This is a genomic window from Cytobacillus firmus (assembly GCF_023715565.1).
GTDB lineage: Bacteria > Bacillota > Bacilli > Bacillales > Cytobacillaceae > Cytobacillus > Cytobacillus firmus_C.
This window is the reverse complement of record NZ_JAMBOJ010000002.1, coordinates 13,604-30,589: the sequence shown is the minus strand read 5'-3', so window position 1 is coordinate 30,589 and position 16,986 is coordinate 13,604. Positions and strand designations below refer to the sequence as shown.

Annotated in this window: 18 protein-coding genes and 1 pseudogene; 4 read left to right on the top strand and 15 right to left on the bottom strand. The window is 41.2% G+C overall.

Going from position 1 to position 16,986, the window contains the following annotated elements; genetic code table 11:
• Positions 1-7: 7 nt before the first annotated feature.
• The 13 genes and pseudogenes from csrA to M3205_RS00925 form a co-directional block, all read right to left on the bottom strand.
• Positions 8-238, bottom strand: a complete 231-nt coding sequence (gene csrA, locus M3205_RS00980) for a carbon storage regulator CsrA (protein ID WP_159863819.1) — start codon at positions 236-238, stop codon at positions 8-10.
• Positions 238-678, bottom strand: coding sequence for a flagellar assembly protein FliW (gene fliW, locus M3205_RS00975; protein ID WP_159863821.1), 441 nt, complete (start codon positions 676-678; stop codon positions 238-240). The genes csrA and fliW overlap by 1 nt, the downstream gene beginning before the upstream one ends.
• A 15-nt stretch (positions 679-693) precedes the next feature.
• Positions 694-1,257: a DUF6470 family protein gene (locus M3205_RS00970; RefSeq protein ID WP_251168218.1), complete on the bottom strand. Its 564-nt coding sequence runs from the start codon at positions 1,255-1,257 to the stop codon at positions 694-696.
• A gap of 55 nt (positions 1,258-1,312) precedes the next feature.
• On the bottom strand, positions 1,313-2,173 hold the full coding sequence (gene flgL / locus M3205_RS00965) for a flagellar hook-associated protein FlgL (protein ID WP_159863825.1): 861 nt from the start codon (positions 2,171-2,173) through the stop codon (positions 1,313-1,315).
• Positions 2,174-2,186: 13 nt separating this feature from the next.
• Positions 2,187-3,749, bottom strand: coding sequence for a flagellar hook-associated protein FlgK (flgK, locus tag M3205_RS00960; protein WP_251168217.1), 1,563 nt, complete (start codon positions 3,747-3,749; stop codon positions 2,187-2,189).
• A gap of 18 nt (positions 3,750-3,767) precedes the next feature.
• Positions 3,768-4,247: a flagellar protein FlgN gene (locus tag M3205_RS00955; protein WP_159863829.1), complete on the bottom strand. Its 480-nt coding sequence runs from the start codon at positions 4,245-4,247 to the stop codon at positions 3,768-3,770.
• Positions 4,248-4,262: 15 nt separating this feature from the next.
• Positions 4,263-4,529, bottom strand: coding sequence for a flagellar biosynthesis anti-sigma factor FlgM (gene flgM / locus M3205_RS00950; RefSeq protein WP_159863831.1), 267 nt, complete (start codon positions 4,527-4,529; stop codon positions 4,263-4,265).
• A gap of 144 nt (positions 4,530-4,673) precedes the next feature.
• On the bottom strand, positions 4,674-5,105 hold the full coding sequence (locus M3205_RS00945; RefSeq protein WP_159863833.1) for a TIGR03826 family flagellar region protein: 432 nt from the start codon (positions 5,103-5,105) through the stop codon (positions 4,674-4,676).
• Between the two features lie 68 nt (positions 5,106-5,173).
• Positions 5,174-8,476 (bottom strand): EAL domain-containing protein, encoded by a 3,303-nt coding sequence (locus tag M3205_RS00940; RefSeq protein WP_159863835.1) that lies wholly within the window; start codon positions 8,474-8,476, stop codon positions 5,174-5,176.
• Positions 8,477-8,661: 185 nt separating this feature from the next.
• Positions 8,662-9,087 carry a ComF family protein gene (locus M3205_RS25780; protein WP_311315680.1) on the bottom strand — a complete coding sequence of 142 codons (426 nt, stop codon included), beginning with the start codon at positions 9,085-9,087 and terminating at the stop codon, positions 8,662-8,664.
• An 84-nt stretch (positions 9,088-9,171) separates the two neighbouring features.
• Positions 9,172-9,351, bottom strand: a pseudogene (locus tag M3205_RS25775) (double zinc ribbon domain-containing protein); the annotation flags it as partial.
• 7 nt (positions 9,352-9,358) lie between these two features.
• Positions 9,359-10,828: an ATP-dependent helicase ComFA gene (locus M3205_RS00930; protein ID WP_159863934.1), complete on the bottom strand. Its 1,470-nt coding sequence runs from the start codon at positions 10,826-10,828 to the stop codon at positions 9,359-9,361.
• 219 nt (positions 10,829-11,047) lie between these two features.
• Entirely contained in the window at positions 11,048-11,887 is an 840-nt protein-coding gene (locus M3205_RS00925) for a DegV family protein (RefSeq protein WP_251168216.1), read from the bottom strand.
• A gap of 208 nt (positions 11,888-12,095) precedes the next feature.
• Between M3205_RS00925 and M3205_RS00920 the strand changes: the two genes are divergently transcribed.
• Together M3205_RS00920 and M3205_RS00915 are read left to right on the top strand one after the other, a co-directional pair.
• Positions 12,096-12,374, top strand: coding sequence for a hypothetical protein (locus M3205_RS00920; RefSeq protein ID WP_159863838.1), 279 nt, complete (start codon positions 12,096-12,098; stop codon positions 12,372-12,374).
• Between the two features lie 137 nt (positions 12,375-12,511).
• On the top strand, positions 12,512-12,703 hold the full coding sequence (locus M3205_RS00915) for a hypothetical protein (protein WP_159863840.1): 192 nt from the start codon (positions 12,512-12,514) through the stop codon (positions 12,701-12,703).
• 2 nt (positions 12,704-12,705) lie between these two features.
• On the opposite strand, the gene M3205_RS00910 is transcribed toward M3205_RS00915, so the two are convergent.
• The gene (locus tag M3205_RS00910; protein ID WP_159863842.1) at positions 12,706-13,386 is read right to left on the bottom strand and encodes a response regulator; all 681 of its coding nucleotides are present in this window, start codon (positions 13,384-13,386) and stop codon (positions 12,706-12,708) included.
• Positions 13,387-13,430: 44 nt separating this feature from the next.
• Positions 13,431-14,582: a sensor histidine kinase gene (locus M3205_RS00905; RefSeq protein ID WP_251168215.1), complete on the bottom strand. Its 1,152-nt coding sequence runs from the start codon at positions 14,580-14,582 to the stop codon at positions 13,431-13,433.
• Positions 14,583-14,989: 407 nt separating this feature from the next.
• Between M3205_RS00905 and M3205_RS00900 the strand changes: the two genes are divergently transcribed.
• Both M3205_RS00900 and M3205_RS00895 read left to right on the top strand, forming a co-directional pair.
• Complete coding sequence (locus M3205_RS00900) at positions 14,990-15,628, top strand: YigZ family protein (protein WP_251168214.1); 639 nt, start codon at positions 14,990-14,992, stop codon at positions 15,626-15,628.
• Between the two features lie 87 nt (positions 15,629-15,715).
• The gene (locus M3205_RS00895; protein WP_251168213.1) at positions 15,716-16,804 is read left to right on the top strand and encodes an LCP family protein; all 1,089 of its coding nucleotides are present in this window, start codon (positions 15,716-15,718) and stop codon (positions 16,802-16,804) included.
• The last annotated feature ends 182 nt before the right edge of the window (positions 16,805-16,986 follow it).

The window sequence follows — 16,986 nt, the reverse complement described above, 5'->3', positions numbered from 1 at the left end:
AAAAATTTTATTTCTTTTTAAAAAAGCTGCTTAGGCTTTCGATTGCATTTGCTTCAGTTTGAGTTGCACTGCTATTTTCCTGCTGAATAGATAGATATATTTCCTTCCTATGAATATCAACATTTTTCGGCGCGCTGATGCCTAACTTTACCTGGTCACCTTCAACAGAGATGATGGAGATTTCAATGTCATCACCAATCATGATCGATTCTTTGAGTCTCCTTGTGAGTACAAGCATTATCTCTCCCCCTGTTCTTGAGGATTCAAGATTTTATGCTTTGTCCCGTATGATGTTTGGATAAGAATAACTTGTTTGCCTAGCTTTTTTGTTTGGTTAATCACAACGGGTGCCTGCAGGTTAGCGGTTGTGTCCTGGAATGGCTCTCTTACTGTCAAAATCGCAAACGTTGCCACATCTTTATCTGATTGGATTTCTAATTTCTCTATTGCCTCTTCCGGCAAAACGAACTCATACTGCGGATATAGAACAAACGGATCTGTCACGATAAATGCCACTTCAGTTGTTTTAACTGACTGCAATACAAATAAGTCTGTCCCTTCAAGAGGTAATATATAAAACTCTTTCTCTTCCAAAAAACCTGGAATCCCTGATGGAAACGCAATAATATTTTCTCTGTTTATCTCTTGCTCACCATGAAATTTCGTTAAAATATTCATTTTTTCACCACTTTACTAAATTGTTAGGTTGATATAATCAACATTTAGGCTATTTTTCTCAATAATCTCCGTACTAACTTTACCTGGCGTATAGTTATGAACCGGCTTTCTGATTTCAACTTCAATATTCGGCTTTTGCGGCTGAGCTTCAATGTTGACTTTGGCTGGTTCGTATTGAAGCTTTACACTATTATGAGACGGCACCCAGCCAATATTAAACTGCTGGGGAGGACCCTCACTGTTTTCCTTGGCCTGGTAAGTGATGGGGTTGCCGCCGTTTTCAATTTTCATGAGCTCCGTTCCCTGTGCAGCTCTTCTCTCCAGCCCTTTCAGCCAATCCTGGTACCCGTTTTGGGCGAACTCTTCTATTCTTCTGCCAACACTTTTTAAATCGACGTCCTCGCGTGCTTTTGTCTGGTCGATTGTCAGCATTCCTGGGATTGTTTTAATTTCCAGGATGGCTTTGGGCTGCTGAATGGATTGGATGGCAGGGGGCTGTTCGATTTGCTGCACCGGTTTTTCTATCTTTAATCCCATTTTGATATAGTTGGATTCCAGCCTGATCTGCGGCACGTTCATGTTAGACACCTCTTTTATGAAAAAAAGCTATCTCCTATGGATAGCTTTTCATTGATTATCTTAAAAAGTCGGTTAAGCTTGGCTGAATGATTCTTGCCCCAACACTTAGTGCTGCACGATGGATGCTTTCTTGGGTTGTGAGCTCGATGATGGCTTTTTCCATATCGATGTCTTCATTATCAGAAAGGATTCTGGTTGAGAAGACTTCCTGTTGGGAAAGGCGGTCCTCCATCAGCTCGACCCGATTCTGTTTGGCACCAATCAGGGCACGGGCAGACAGGAAGTTATCTATATTTTTATCAACAGTCTCAAGCATATCCCCAATTGCTGGATCATTCGTCTCAAGCGCTGTGATTAGTTTTTGAATATCTCCATCTTCACTGAGCATGTCCCCAAACAGAGCTTTTCCTTCTGTGTTGATAGGGATTTTGATACCCGAAAATACCTCAAGCTCAATGGTTCCGCTTTGAAAACCGGATTCAGATGGCCTTACATTTGTCTGATTGCCATTGAAAATATACTTTCCTCCCACTTGCGTATCTCCGAGATTCTGCAGATGTTCTTTAAGCTGCTTGACCTCTTCAGCAACGGCTTTGAGCTGATCCCCCTCAAGCGTTCCGTTGCTTGCCTGAACTGTGAGCTCTCTTATTCGCTGCAAGGCTAGCACGCCTTTATCCAGGGCGTCATCGGTGCTGTCAACCCAGCTTCTCACTTCCCCGATGTTGCGGCTGAATTGCTGAATGCGGTTTAAATCCGTACGATAGTTCATCCCCATCATTGCAGCAACTGGATCATCCGATGGCTTGGTGAATTTCTTTTGCGTAGAAATTTGATCCTGCAGCTTGTCCAATCTGCTGTAGCTGTTGCTTAAATTTCTCAGCATGTTATTTGATAACATCGATTGTGTTACGCGCACTTTATCTCACCCTTTATCTGCCTACAACGCCCATGCCGTTGATGATTTTATCGAGCATTTCATCTACCACTGTTATATTTCGGGCTGAAGCATTGTATGCATGTTGGAATTTAATCATATTGGTCATTTCTTCATCTAATGAGACTGCACTGACGGATTGCCTGTTCCGGTCTACTGAATCTGCCAGCACAAGGGCGTTTTTCAGGTCCTTTTTAGCACTCTGAGAGTCTACGCCTAATTTACCGATAATACCTGAATAATAGGAATCCAGGTTTCCATTCAGTTTTGATTTTTCTTCATCAGTCAATGATGTATAATCACTAAAGCTTTTCTTTCTTAAATCAGCCAGCAGCTGTGCATTTTTGTTATCACCTGATGCTCCACCTTGTTCGGCTGCGGCGGCAATTTTTGATGAATCATCAAGCAATGCTTGATTCACTTTCATGCTTTGTGCCGGATTTTTCTCATCAAATTCGAAAAAGTCTAATCCGGATACTGTATCTGCTCCAAGTGCATATCCATTCTTATGAATCTCATTGAATTCCTTGGCAAAAGCAGACGCCATTCTATTCAGCTTCTCGAGCATTTCAGGGTAAGCACCCTTAGCAGAACCATCTGCTTCATAACCATAGCTGTTAATTAAACCGGATAGTTCACCGGATAAAGTCTCAAACTGTGCAATTGAAGCGGGACCTATCTTTAATCCTGTTACAAGTCCGTTCTCTTCATTTTTTTCAACCTCTACCTTGTTAGTGCCCACTATGCCGTTCTCTTTTGTTACGGAAATGAGGTTAATAGGCGGATTATAGGATTTTCCATCCTTCTGGACAATCTCTATATTATAAAGGCCCGCTGCCATCGGTTTGGCATTTCCATATGTATTCGGAACCACACCGCTCACTTTTACGTTAACCAATTGTGAAAGGCTATCGACCAATAAATCCCGCTCATCATACAGATCATTCGGCAGATATCCGTGCGGCTCAACAGAGGCAATCTGTTTATTCAGATGATCAATTTGCTCGACGATTGCATTAATTTCAGCAACTTTCACGTCAACCTGATTGCCTATATCCTCTTGAACACGCGACAGGGAGTTATGATAATAATTCAGCGTATCCGCAACCATCTGCCCGGTGGCTGCCACTACATCTCGGGCTCCGGTGTTTTCAGTATGGCTAGATAGATCCTGAAGCGCATTCCAGAACTTTTCCAGCGTACTGTGCAATCCGTTCTCAGAAGGTTCATTCATGATTTCTTCCATCTTGGTTAAAGCCTCGCTCATGGCACCATAATAGCCCATTTTGGTGTTTTCAGTTCTATATTGCAGGTCTAAAAATGATTCTCTTATTCGCTGAACTGTTCCCGCTTCAACACCTGTTCCCATTTGACCGGGTATCTGAGGGCGGTTCATGCCAACGCCCGGATAAGGCTCGGTTTGCGCGAAATTAATGCGCTGCCTGGTGTATCCGGGCATATTCGCATTTGAAATATTATGGCCTGTTGTATATAAAGCACTTTGCTGGGTGAACATGCCGCGGCGGGCTGTTTCAAGTCCCATGAAAGTTGAACGCATGTTTGCTCCTCCGTTCTACTACACTTTCGAGTTGAAAATTCCTGGATTCATCTTTTCAGATTTCTTTCTGGCAGGCGGACCGTAGTTCATATTTTCTGGCTGTGGCCTTAATAGGTTCATAGAGACATTCACAAACTGAAGTGACTGATGAACAAGCTGCTGGTTTAGGAAGTTTTGCTCTTTCAGTTCGTTCACCAGCTCAGCAAGCTCCTCTGTAATGGCCTCTAGTTTGAGACGGTCAGGCTGCATGAGGATAGTTAAACAATCTGATACGGTTGGGCTTTCAAGCATAGGTGCGATGGAATTTGCTGCTTTTTCCCGTTCCTGATCCAATCGGCTGATAGCCGCAATGTGAGCCTGCTCATCCTTCAGCATCTGATTGAGGGCGTCCATGTCGCCGGTCTTAATAATGTCTGTCTTTTTAACTGCGAGTTCATAAAGGCTTTTATGAAGCTTAAGCAGTTTCTCCATTGCTGCCGTAAGCGCTTCGGCTGACATGCCAATCCCTCCCCATTACTTTTTCGTATAGAAATTAGCGATGCTTTTCGCTACTTCTTTTGGGTTGATTTTATAGGTGCCGTTCTCTACCTGAATTTTAAGCTCTTCTACTCTTGCTTTACGGTTCTCGCTCAGCTGTGATACCTGCTGCATTTCCTTTGCAGTGGTGCTGATCTCAATTTTATCTGATGCCGTTCTGGCTGGTTTTCCTGCATTTTCAAGCTTGTTCAGTTGGCGTTTGTACGGGTTCACGCCTGAAGGACCAAAATTATTGATTTTCATGTGTACCCCTCTCTTTCTTTCCGGCCGATTTAACCTAATTCTATTATCGGCTATTGCGGCAGTTTGTTTAAATCATAATTTGCTTTTGGTTAAAAAATATATCAAAAAGCCTATAGAAAAAGCTATGCGGATGAGTCACATAGCTTAGAAACGTTTTATTTTTTCATTGACGGCAAAATAAGTTCCTTGTTTTTCTCTCTGGGCAGCCTTTCTTCTTCTCACTTCCTCAGCGGCGGTAAACTGTTGAAGATCTTTTTTCAGCTCTCCTGCGCAGCTCTTGCAGACTTTTCCTTCCCGGATGCTCGCACCGCATTTTTCACAAGGATAGCCAAGATTCGGGAATTGAGCCAACTTCAATTTCCCCGTACGGATAAATTTCAAAATTAAGTCTTCCTCTACTCCGGTTGCTTCCACAACCTGAATGATAGTAGCAGTACGATTCTCCCTCTTCCGGATGAACTGATAGACCGTCTCATAAGCCTTCTCTTCTTCTTTCCAGCAATTCTGGCAGACTTCACGGAATTGGTTTTTGACAAAGATGGCATCACATTTTGGGCAGTTGGTTAACTCAGCCATATGATTCTTCCTCTCTGAGATTCTTTTGACACCATTATAGCTCGAAGAATCTGAGAATTATAGAAAAATTAGTCAAAATATAGATGACTGCTGCTGATTTGGATGAAACGGCATTCCGGTACCATGGAATTTTTCTTCAGCTGGATTTGCAGTTTGTTCAGAATCGTGACTAAAGCCGCCCGCTGGTTTTCATCCATGATAAATTGGAACCCATAGTTCGTGAGAGTATCCGAGAGCTCTTCTTTCCAAACGATTGTTCCTGTAAAAGAAACCGCTCCTCCCAATAACTCTGTCTCAATTTTTAAGATGATATCCTGCCTCACCGGCAGTTTTATTTTCGATAAAAACTTCACTCCGCCCGGACCCATATCTTCTATTAGAATCTCCGTGGTTCCCATTTCCACTTTTTTGTTATTGAGCTTAAGGATGGTCATATCTGCCCCCAGCGGATATGGAAACTCAACACGGAAATATTCCCTCATTTTTTTAAAGACATTCCCTTTCTTCGCATCCTTAGGCTTAAGAATACCAATAGTCAGTTTTTGCTCAAAAATATCATGCGGGAGAGGTCTACTGAACAGAAAACCTTGAATTTGATCACATTCTTTTTGCCGTAAAAGCTGAAATTGTTCAAACGTTTCAACTCCCTCAGCCACCACTTCCATATTAAGGCCATGGGCAAGCTGAATGAGGTTAGATGTTATCACTGCATCTTGAGGACTTTTATCCATATTCTGAATAAAAGACTTATCAATTTTCAGCACATTAAATTTGTACTCCCTCAGCTGAGTGACAGATGAATAGCCTGTACCGAAATCATCCAATGCTATTTTCACACCCATTTCCCCTAATTGAGTAAGTGCAGAAATAACGTTTTCAGAGTAATTGATCAGCGACGTTTCAGTCAGCTCCAGTTCAATTAAGCCAGGTTCTATCCTATGCATTGCCAAGGCTTTTTTAAAGGTCGATACAAGGTCATTTTTCAGAAAGCGCTGCGGTGATATATTGACTGACACAGGAACGACATTAAGATCTTTACCTTTCCAAGTTCTCAGCTGCTCACATACTTTCTCGATGACATAATCACCTATATCTAAAATTAAGCCTGATTCCTCTGCGACTGGTATGAATTCTGAAGGGGAGACCCTCCCCCAATCAGGATGATTCCATCTAATCAAAGCCTCGGCACTCAGTATCCGGCCTGTTTTCGTGTCAATCCTCGGTTGATATTCAAGATATAACTCACTATTTTTCAAAGCTGTACGCATATCCTGCTCAAGGGTAAAAAGCTTATATGCTTCAATATCCATTGATGAATTGTATACTTGATAACTATTTTTCCCTCTTTTTTTAGCATGATAGAGAGCGGCATCAGCATTACGGATCAACTCTTCTTCCGTTTGGCCATTATTGGGGTATATGCTAATTCCAATTGTAGAAGATATATAAAGTTCATAGGAGTCTATCAAAAAGGGCTTTGAAAGTGTTTCAGTAATCATCTGTGCTAAAATGGTCGGCTCTTCAACTCCTTGAAAACCTTCCATTAAGATGGCAAATTCATCACCGTTTATTCTCGAAATTATTTGCCTGCCAGTCAGCAAAGCTTTTATTCTTTCAGAAACTTGTTTTAGTAATTCGTCTCCGACAGCAATTCCAAGTGTATCGTTGATATGCTTTAATCTCTCTAGTTCAACGAACATAACCGCGAATTTCTCCCGTGAACCTCTATCTAGCATTTTCTTAAGCTTATGGTCAAAGAACCTCCGATTGGGGAGCTCTGTTAGGTAATCATGCAAAGCCATATGCAGGATCTTTTCTTCCAATTTTTTTTGCTCAGAAATGTCTGTCACAAACCCATCAACCCGAATCAATTCCCCGCTATCATCCAAATGGGGAATGCTATGGACTTTCACCCACCTTTGTTCCCCATTTTTATGGGTAATCCGGTATTCAAAACGGACAATCTTACCATCCTTCAGCTTCTCACGTTCACGATGAACCTGTTTCAAATCCTCCTTGTGAATGACTCTGTCCCACAAGTCGTAATCATTATTAAATTCCTGAGGTGTGTAACCAAAGATTCCTTCTACACCTTTGGAAAAATGAAGGATCTTTCTCTCTAAAATATCGGAAGAAAAAATGCCGACATCCAGATTTTCATTGATTTGGGCAATTTTCCGCTCATTTTCATAGAGTTTTTGTTCAATGATTTTTTTCTCAGTGATATCCTGAACTGTAGCTGTAATTTTGGCATCTCCAAAATCATCTATATAATAAGTTGCTTTGTAGTGAACATGACGAACCTCACCAAAATCTCTTAAAATCCGGCATTCAAGCTCCATGTTCCCCTTTTCATTTATAAGCCGATTAACATTCTCTTTAAATAAGAGCCGATCATCCGGATGAATACAAGCCAAATGGACAGCAAAATTGGGAGATGGCCCTTCTATCGGATCTACGCCAAGAATTCGATATAATTGTGAAGACCATAACGATTCATCCTTCTCCACATCATATTCCAGACTTCCAATTGCAGCGACAGCCTGAGCACGATTCAAATTATACTTAACCCTTTGCAGTTCAGTTTGCTGCTGATGAAACTCCGTAGTATTTTTGGCTATTCCAAAAACCCCCACGGTTTCACCTTTAACTTTGATTGGGACATTGGTAATCTGCACATTGATTAATTCGCCTTTTTTATTAATTCCGACGCTTTCGTAGGTTTGAGGCTGTCCCTTCAGTGCTTTTTGAAAACTTTCAAGTGTTATCTTTCTATAAGGATCTGCTACAACCTCCTTAAAAGACTGAGCTAATTCTTCAGGTGAATAGCCCAGCAATTTTGGCAGAGCTTCATTATACCCAGTGAATTCACCATCATGATTAAGTGTATAAATAGCATCCGGGTGGTTATCGAATAATGATTTATATTTTTGGTTCTGCAGTTCCAAAGCCATCTTTAGATTTTCCTCATCGGTTATATCCTTTGAAATGCCAATTGCACCTATAATTTGATTTTCTTTATATAAAGGGATGGATATGTTATTAACCTTAATCAGCTGGCCATTTTTACGGGGGATAGAAAAGATGATGTTTTGGGGCTTCCCTTTTATAACTTTATGGAAAGCGCTTAATACCTCAGCGCGGTCTTCTTCTCGAATAAAAGAGGATAAATTCTTACCTATAATCGTATCCTTTTTAAATCCTGTTACATCAGAAGCACTCTTATTAACCTCCAATACATTGCCTTCTCTATCAGTAATGAAGGTCATATCCGGATTATGTATAAAAAGAGTGCGGAAAATTTCTGGTTCATCAATTTCTACCTGCACTTGTTCGGTCTGTCTAATAAAGCGTGAAAATAACTTATTCAATACAAACTTCCTTTCCTATTTACATAGGCAAACAGGTTCATAGTACCCCGCTGCCGTGTCAGTGCCCTTCCTGAGCCTTCGTATACATCTGTAAATAACGGTTTTCCTAGTAATAAGATACCATAGGAAATTTGTACTATATATACAAATATAGAAATTTATTACATTGTTAATATTTCCAAAATTCAACCGCGAGCAAGCGTAAATGAGCACACCGATTTAGCTCCGGCAGATTTAAGTACTACTGCAGCATGGTATAAAGTAGATCCAGTTGTATAAATATCATCAAAGAGAAGGATATTCTTGCCTTCAACCACAGAATCGGGACATAACTCGAAGACCTGCATAAGTTGTATGCGTTCTTTACGCGACTTTTTGGATTGTTTTTCAGAGTGGCTGCGCAGAAGAAGCTCTGAAGGTGTGTAGCCTGCTTCCCGAATAAGGGCTGATGATTGATTAAATCCTCTTTCGTAAAGCCGCTTAGGACTTAGCGGGACGGGAACAAGGAAGTCGAATTGAAGAGTCTGCAGTTTTTTGCTGATATAAGGGGAGAATACTTTAGCAAGGATATAATCACCCCTGAATTTATAGCGGGCGATTGTATCTTTCAAAAAGTCATCATAGGCGAAGATTGAATGATTTTTATCAAGCTGTCCTGACCATATTGAATCCTCGTTCCACCTCAGGCAATCTGTGCATAGATCCCTTTTTCGAAATTGGGGATCTAGCGAGCTGAAAGGACGGCTGCATTTAGCACATGTATCGCCTTTGATAAAGGGCAGTTTATCCGAGCAACTTTGGCATAAATAGCTCTCTTTCGGCCGTGACCATAGAGTAGACCAGCTGACAGCTGACAGAATTTCTTCATGGCAGATTAAGCAGTTAATAGTCGATCAATCCCTTCTTTTTGGCTTCAGCGTTCATTTTGAGGATTTGTTTTCGTGCTTTGACCATGTTTTCGGTTTTGCCGTAATGGAAAAAGGTGATATCTCCGCCTGGAAATTGAGCACTTCTTCCGACCCGTCCTGCAATCTGGACTAGTGCGCTTTCTGTGAAAATGCGGTCTTCAGCGCCAAACACCGCTACATCAATATCGGGAAACGTAACCCCTCTTTCTAGGATGGTCGTAGTGAGAAGCATCGGAATTTCCTTATTGCGCATCATTTGAACCTTAGTCTTTCGCTCTGGGTCTTCTGCGTGCACAGCTTGGATTTTAGGATAGGCTTTCCGGAGTATGGTGAGGACCTTTTCCATTTTGTCGATTTTGGGGAGGAAGAGCAGGCACTGCTTTTGGTTATCGAGCCTTTTATTAATCCATTGGGTGATTGCAGGCGGGAGTTTGTCTTTTTGAAGCGACTTTTCCCAATTGCCGCACCATTTGAAGGATGGCACAGGCAAGGGGTGACGATGATATCTGGCCGGGATAGTGACATAATCTCTTTTCCCGCTCCGGCATTCACTCTGCCACTTTTGATTTGGGGTAGCTGTCAGATAAATCATCGAGGAAAGTTCTTTGCGGGACTGGCGGACAGCATACTGAAGGCTTTCATCCGCTGTATAAGGAAAGGCATCCACTTCATCAAGGATTACAGTATCAAACGCTTTGTAAAAGCGAAGCAGCTGATGCGTGGTGGCGATAGTTAAGATGGCCTGAAGATGGCGGTCTTCACTGCCGCCGTAGAGGACTGCCACCTGGATACCAGGAAAAACTGCTTTGAGCCGTGGACCAAGCTCGAGCACCACATCCGTTCTCGGAGTGGTAATGCAGACTCTATTTCCGGAGGAGAGGGCAGTGTTGATTCCTTCGAATAGAACCTCCGTTTTTCCTGCACCGCAGACAGCCCAGACGAGGAGTTCTTTATTTTCGATAACAGCATGCTTCACCTGATCGGATGCAATCTTTTGACCGGGTGAAAGATTGCCTGCCCATTCCAGGGGATGCTCGTTTATTTCACTGACCGGCTCCGGTCCGCACCAGCCAATCAACGGGGTGCACTCACTGACCCGTCCCATCATGATGCATTTGCGGCAGTATGTGCAGTCATTTTCTCCACAACAGGCACACGGGAAGCTCGCGAACAGTGTGCGGTCTTTATTGCCGCATCTGGCACACACTGTCTTGCCTTTGGTCTTAATGATCCCTTTTCGGTAATTAATATAGCCATTCTCATAGTGCTGATGGATTTCGTCGAGTGGATGCTGGAGGTTTTCGAGTAAAAGCTGTTTTCCATGGAGGATTTGCTGAAGTTCTTTGTTAAATGTGTAGTTTTTGATGAGTGGCAGCTCTGGGATGGTTTCAATAGAGGATATCGGTAGGCTTTCTGGAGGGAAATCTTTTATATAGGGGGTCATTTCAGGAGTAAATCTCAATTAGTTCACCTCTGGCTTAAATAGTTTATCTGTCTATTTGCAAGTATTACGGTTCTATTTGCAAGTTTTCAAATCTATTTGCAGATTTGGGCGCGCTATTTGCATATTCAAGCTTTCTACTTGCAGAAGTCCTCAATCTATTTGCAAATCCACATCACTCCTCTCAAAAAATCTGCGCCACTCCCCAGAATGGCGCAAACATTACTTCTTAACCCAGCCAAATCCCATTGCGCCTTCGCCCAAATGAGTTCCAATAACCGGACCAAAGTAACTGATCATAAATTCCACATTTGGATATTCCGCTTCAAGCTCAGCCTTCCACTCACGTGCTTCTGCTTCCCGGTTGGCATGGATAATAACCGCCTGATAAGGCTCCCCGCTTTTTACATCTTCCCAGAATAGGTCAACCATCCGCCTCATCGCTTTCTTGCGCGTACGGATCTTTTCAAACGGAACAATTTTCTTATCTTCAAAATGAAGCAGCGGCTTAACCTGGAGCAGACTTCCAATCAAGGCTTGTGCACTGGACAAACGTCCTCCGCGCTGAAGATGCGAAAGGTCGTCCACCATGAAATAAGCACGAACGCTCTTTTTCATTTCCTCCAAACGCTCCACAATTTCCTGTGGACTCTTTCCGGCAGCAGCCAGTTCAGCGGCTTCAATCACATACAAGCCCTGCACCATACAGCTGATTTCTGAGTCAAATGGGAACACCTGAATACCTTCCACCATGCTCCCTGCAGTGACTGCCCCCTGGTAAGTGCCGCTGATGCCGCTCGACAGATGAATCGAGATTACCGCATCATACTCTTTCGATAATTTCTCAAACAGCTCGGCAAACTCACCCACCGGCGGCTGTGAAGTTGTTGGGAGATCTTTATGCTTCACTTCTTCATAAAAATCTGCCGCCGTAATTTCCACTTCTTCCTGATAGGTCTCCCCGCCAAAAATCACGATCAGCGGAATCATATGTATATTTAACTTATCTCTTAAATTCTTAGGAATATATGCTGTACTATCCGTTACAACAGCCGTTTTCATATATTGAGGTACCATCCTTATCTTTTTTCTCTTTTGTATGTACCATTTTATATGATTGCGGGGGAAAATGCATTAAGTTATAAAGGAAATAATCCCATGCCCCATAATACCTACTTTTAGGACCTGGTAATTTTTTACCTTCAAATCATTACCATGTATGTGATAAAATGCTTTTTGTGTCTTTAATTTGTAAAGGAGCTGTAACAAATTGAGTAAAAGCACTTCTTCCACAAATACCACCACATCAAATAAATACACCTTAGAAACACTTCATCACATGCTTAATATTGAATTAAGTAAATTTAAACACATTAAAGTTCCTAATATCAACCATTCTGTCAGTGGGACAGAACTTGCGTCATGGCTGATAGACAGTGCTTCCCCTGAAGAAATTGAAGAGCTTATTGACATGGTGAACCAGGCTAAAAAGAGATCTTCTAATATAAAAGCTATTTTTCAAACAGCTGCGGCCGCACTAATAAAATAAACACTCGTAGTATGTGATACGGGTGCCGTTTTGGTTAATATTTCAAAAAAAGTATATAAATACCTTTAACTTACCTTGTCTTTCCGTTATCATTAGTGTAATTAGGTAATCACTTTTAAGAGATTAGAGGTAACCATATGGCGCAAGCAGTCATTATTATTCTTTCTTCGTTTGTAATCTTTCTACTAATTGAAGAAATTTTCCAACTGGCCATCAGAAGGTATTTAAATGGCCCTTTTGTTGTTGAAGGAAATTTAAAGAGCTTATGGAGTAAAGTTAAAAATAAAAAAGAAAAAGCCCCTTCCCAAAAGGACTTTTCCTCTCAATAAAATTATCGCACTTCTACCCAGCCGTTCTTAATCGCTACAACAACTGCCTGAGTACGGTCATTTACATTCATTTTTTGCAGGATATTGCTCACGTGGTTCTTAACCGTTTTTTCACTTATGTATAAAGCTTCCCCAATTCCCCGGTTGCTTTTTCCATCTGCAAGGAGCTGAAGCACTTCACATTCACGGCGTGTCAGCAAGTGAAGCGGACGGCGGATTTCCACCTGTGTATAGGAGCTGTTGCCAGTTCCCTCTGCTGCCAAACGACGGTACTCATTTACCAGGTTATGCGTCACCTTCGGATGCAGATAAGAGCCTCCATCAGCAACAACCTTCACAGCCTCCACTAATGCATCTGCATCCATTTCTTTTAGCAGGTATCCACTAGCTCCTGTCTTAAGGGCATGAGTAACATAATTCTCATCATCATGGATGGAAAGAATGATTACTTTTGATTCCGGATATTTATTAATAAGCTGGCGGGTCGCTTCCACGCCATTTGTGTTCGGCATATTGATATCCATAATGATGACATCAGGGTCATACTCTTCCACAAGAGCCATGGCTTCGCTGCCATCGTCACCTTCTGCCACTACACTAAAGCTCTTTTCAAAATCTAAAATCCGCTTTACCCCTTCTCTGAATAATTGATGGTCATCAATTATGACGATCTTTGTATTCAAATGCTTCGCCTCCCAAATCTCCAGTTAGTTTTCTATCTCTATTCTTAAGTTGTTTCTTTATTCAATGGAACTTGAATGATGACAATGGTTCCTTTGCCCGGTTTGGAATCTATGGACATCTGGCCATCCAAAAGCTCAAGCCTTTCTCCCATCCCCATAATTCCAAATGAGCCAGGACGTTTCTCACGAATATTAAAGCCTTTTCCATCGTCCTTTACAACTACTGCAACCCTAGAATTATTAATCTCTATCTTTACTTGGATTTCTTTTGCATCTGCATGCTTTAGTGCATTTGTAACAGACTCCTGTATCAGGCGGAACAAAGCAACTTCATATTGAGGAGACAGACGCTTTTCTTGGCCTACATTCGCAAAATATATCTTTGTACTCCTGTGATACTCTTCGATCGTTGTTAAGTATTTTTTGAGGGTAGGTATTAACCCCAAATCATCAAGTGCCATTGGGCGCAAATCATAAATGATTCTTCGAACTTCATATAACGCATTGCGGACCATTTTTTTCAGGTCTTTTATTTCTGTAATGGCTTCATCGGCACCGCGTTCTTTGTATACCCGTTCAATTAAATCAGATCTCATCATGACATTCGCCATCATCTGGGCAGGTCCGTCATGGATCTCACGGGATACTCTTTTCCGCTCTTCTTCCTGTGCTTCGATGATTTTCAGGCCAAAATCCTGTTTGAGCTTCGCGTCTTCAATGATTTCTCCCATTTGTTTCAAATCACTTGTCAGATAGTTCATCACAACCGTTATTTGAGAAATCAGGACTTCTGCTCTATCAATAGTGTCGTTAACACCTATAAGCCTTCTTTCAATATCATCACGGCGATCCCTCAGCTGTTTTTCAAGGTGACGGTTCATGGATAAATCCATTTGAAGCTGATGGGCTTTCTCATATGCTTCACGGACTTCTGACTCCGAATAATCCTTAAAGTGCATGCTTACTTCAGAAAGGCGCTTTCTTGCAAACCGGGTTTGCACTTCAAGCCGATCCCCTTCTTCAATTACTTTAAGAACCATTTGCTTAACTTCCATAAGTTCTTCTGTTAAAGTCTTGTGGTCATTCCGGCATTGTTCGCCTATACGAAATATTTCATCTTTACTGGTACCTACTGTTTGAACCATTTTTTCAAGAATAAGATCCAGAGTCTTGGAATCGAATTTCTTAATACTCATTTACACTCCTCCAAGGGCGTAACCCTTCCGCTATGTACCTTTATTTTAGCGCTAAATGAGCTAAGATACTATCTTTCCAGTCTGAAAATTATACCAGGTTACCTAAAATTCGGTAAAAAGGCTTAGGCTTGTGATTTTTCCCTGTGTCTTATATCCTATATAAAAGCAGGGTAAACATGACTACCAGGGAAAATAATATGTATATTTATACCACTTAAAGATTAAAATCGGCACATTTTTATTATAGTAGCATAAACATCAGAATTGCTTACATTATAACATGGGAAAAAATGTTCTATATTAAAGTTTCATTACATTCTGTTAAAAAATTGATGTTAGGAAACTTGTCGAATTATAATGAATTTAGCTGATTTTTTTGGACTAAGAGTTATGAAAGGAGCGGTTCTGTGCTGCCCTCTTATTATACAGTTAAGGGATACGGAGAAAATGAAATCGAAATAGAAAGATCCAGGTTTATTGCTCATGTAGGAAGAGCAGAAACAGCAGATGAGGCCCTGGAATTTATTCAGAAGATTAAGAAGGTGCATTCCAATGCCACTCATAATTGTTCTGCCTACTTAATTGGAGAAAACGACCAGATCCAAAAAGCAAATGATGATGGAGAACCAAGCGGAACTGCTGGTGTGCCTATTCTGGAAGTGTTGAAGAAGAAACAACTAAAAGATACAGTCGTTGTCATAACCAGGTATTTCGGCGGAATAAAACTAGGAGCAGGCGGATTAATCAGGGCTTACGGAAGGGCCACCTCAGAAGGCTTGCAGGCAACTGGAATCGTTGAACGAAAGCTCATGACCGTTATGAAGACAAAGATTGAATATACCTTGCTTGGAAAAGTTGAAAATGAGCTGAGGTCTTCCATTTATGCGATAAAGGATATTCATTATCTTGATACAGTCACAGTTGAAGCATTTGTTGAAGAAAATCAAACTGGCGCTTTTATTAACTGGATGACCGAATTAACAAATGGTGCCGGTGAAATTACTTTAGGTGACAGCCTTTACCTGGAAGAAGAGGTAAAATTATAAGGTACCTAATATTTTGTTTTACTAAACTTCCTAAAAATTATAAAATAACAGATGGCACTCTTTACTTTTAAATAAAGGAGCATACAAATGCCTCATGATAGACGCTCGATACTAATTGAAAAAAAGAAGACCAAAAGGAAGAGGAGAATCTTTTTCTTTATTTTCCTTCCCATTATTCTACTGACACTCAGCGCCACGGCTTATGGAACATTTTTATATAATAAAGCACAATCAGTTATGGAAGATTCATATAATCCTATAGATCGCACTACGAAAAGAGCATCTGCAGCCCAGCCGGATATAGACAATATTTCTGTGCTATTTATTGGTGTGGATGACAGCAGCAAAAGGTCTTTCAGCACATCCTCCAGATCGGATGCGCTTATGCTAGCTACTTTCAATAAGGATTCAAAATCAGTTAAATTGCTTAGCATTCCAAGAGACTCTTATGTTTACATTCCACAATTGGGATATCAGGATAAAATTACTCACGCTCATGCAAACGGTGGCCCTGCCACTACAATTGAAACAGTGGAAGGACTGCTCGATATTCCAGTCGACTTTTATGTAAAAGTAAACTTCAATGCGTTCATCGATATAGTGGAAGCTTTGAATGGTATTCAAGTAGATGTCCCTTACGCATTTTCAGAACAGGACTCAAATGATAAACCAAATGCCATCAGTTTAGAACCCGGATACCAATTATTAAATGGTGAAGAAGCACTGGCATTGGCCCGTACCCGAAAAAAGGATAGCGATATCCAGCGCGGCGAAAGGCAGCAGGAAATCCTGAAAGCCATTGTAGACAGAGCAGCTTCAGTTGGCTCTATTTCAAAGTATGCCAATGTCATTGAAGCAGTCGGAAAGAATATGGAGACTGATTTAACCTTTGATCAGATGAAGGCATTCCTAAACTATGCCACAGAAGGATCATCCATCAACATCGAATCATTAAATATCGCGGGACAGGATATGTACCTGCCGAACAGCAACGGGAATCGCGTTTATTATTATGAATTGGATCAGACGAGCCTTGCAGAAATCCAGACTGAATTAAAAGGCCATTTAGATCTAAGCCCTACAGAATACGGACAAAATTCAATGGATGATGATGAGAATCAATTACAGAGTGATAGTCAGACAGACTATCAGAGTGAAGTCGAAAGTGAATACTAAAAATGCAGAAACCTCTCAACTCTCGTAAAAGTTGAGAGGTTTCTTTCTGCAATCTCCCCTGCGGAAAAAAAATACAGCCTATAAATGCTGTATCAGTTTTAATTGATGATATTTTGATTTTTTGATGAGACTGGAATTATAAGGCGATGTAGAGGCCGTGGACAGGATCGTGTTATAAGTTA

Bases quoted from the DNA above. Each gene is read 5' to 3' on its own strand.
- csrA (WP_159863819.1), bottom strand. From the start codon at position 238: ATGCTTGTACTCACAAGGAGACTCAAAGAATCGATCATGATTGGTGAT.
- fliW (WP_159863821.1), bottom strand. From the start codon at position 678: ATGAATATTTTAACGAAATTTCATGGTGAGCAAGAGATAAACAGAGAA.
- M3205_RS00970 (WP_251168218.1), bottom strand. From the start codon at position 1,257: ATGAACGTGCCGCAGATCAGGCTGGAATCCAACTATATCAAAATGGGA.
- flgK (WP_251168217.1), bottom strand. From the start codon at position 3,749: ATGCGTTCAACTTTCATGGGACTTGAAACAGCCCGCCGCGGCATGTTC.
- M3205_RS00955 (WP_159863829.1), bottom strand. From the start codon at position 4,247: ATGTCAGCCGAAGCGCTTACGGCAGCAATGGAGAAACTGCTTAAGCTT.
- flgM (WP_159863831.1), bottom strand. From the start codon at position 4,529: ATGAAAATCAATAATTTTGGTCCTTCAGGCGTGAACCCGTACAAACGC.
- M3205_RS00945 (WP_159863833.1), bottom strand. From the start codon at position 5,105: ATGGCTGAGTTAACCAACTGCCCAAAATGTGATGCCATCTTTGTCAAA.
- M3205_RS00930 (WP_159863934.1), bottom strand. From the start codon at position 10,828: ATGACCCCCTATATAAAAGATTTCCCTCCAGAAAGCCTACCGATATCC.
- M3205_RS00925 (WP_251168216.1), bottom strand. From the start codon at position 11,887: ATGAAAACGGCTGTTGTAACGGATAGTACAGCATATATTCCTAAGAAT.
- M3205_RS00915 (WP_159863840.1), top strand. From the start codon at position 12,512: ATGGCGCAAGCAGTCATTATTATTCTTTCTTCGTTTGTAATCTTTCTA.
- M3205_RS00905 (WP_251168215.1), bottom strand. From the start codon at position 14,582: ATGAGTATTAAGAAATTCGATTCCAAGACTCTGGATCTTATTCTTGAA.
- M3205_RS00895 (WP_251168213.1), top strand. From the start codon at position 15,716: ATGCCTCATGATAGACGCTCGATACTAATTGAAAAAAAGAAGACCAAA.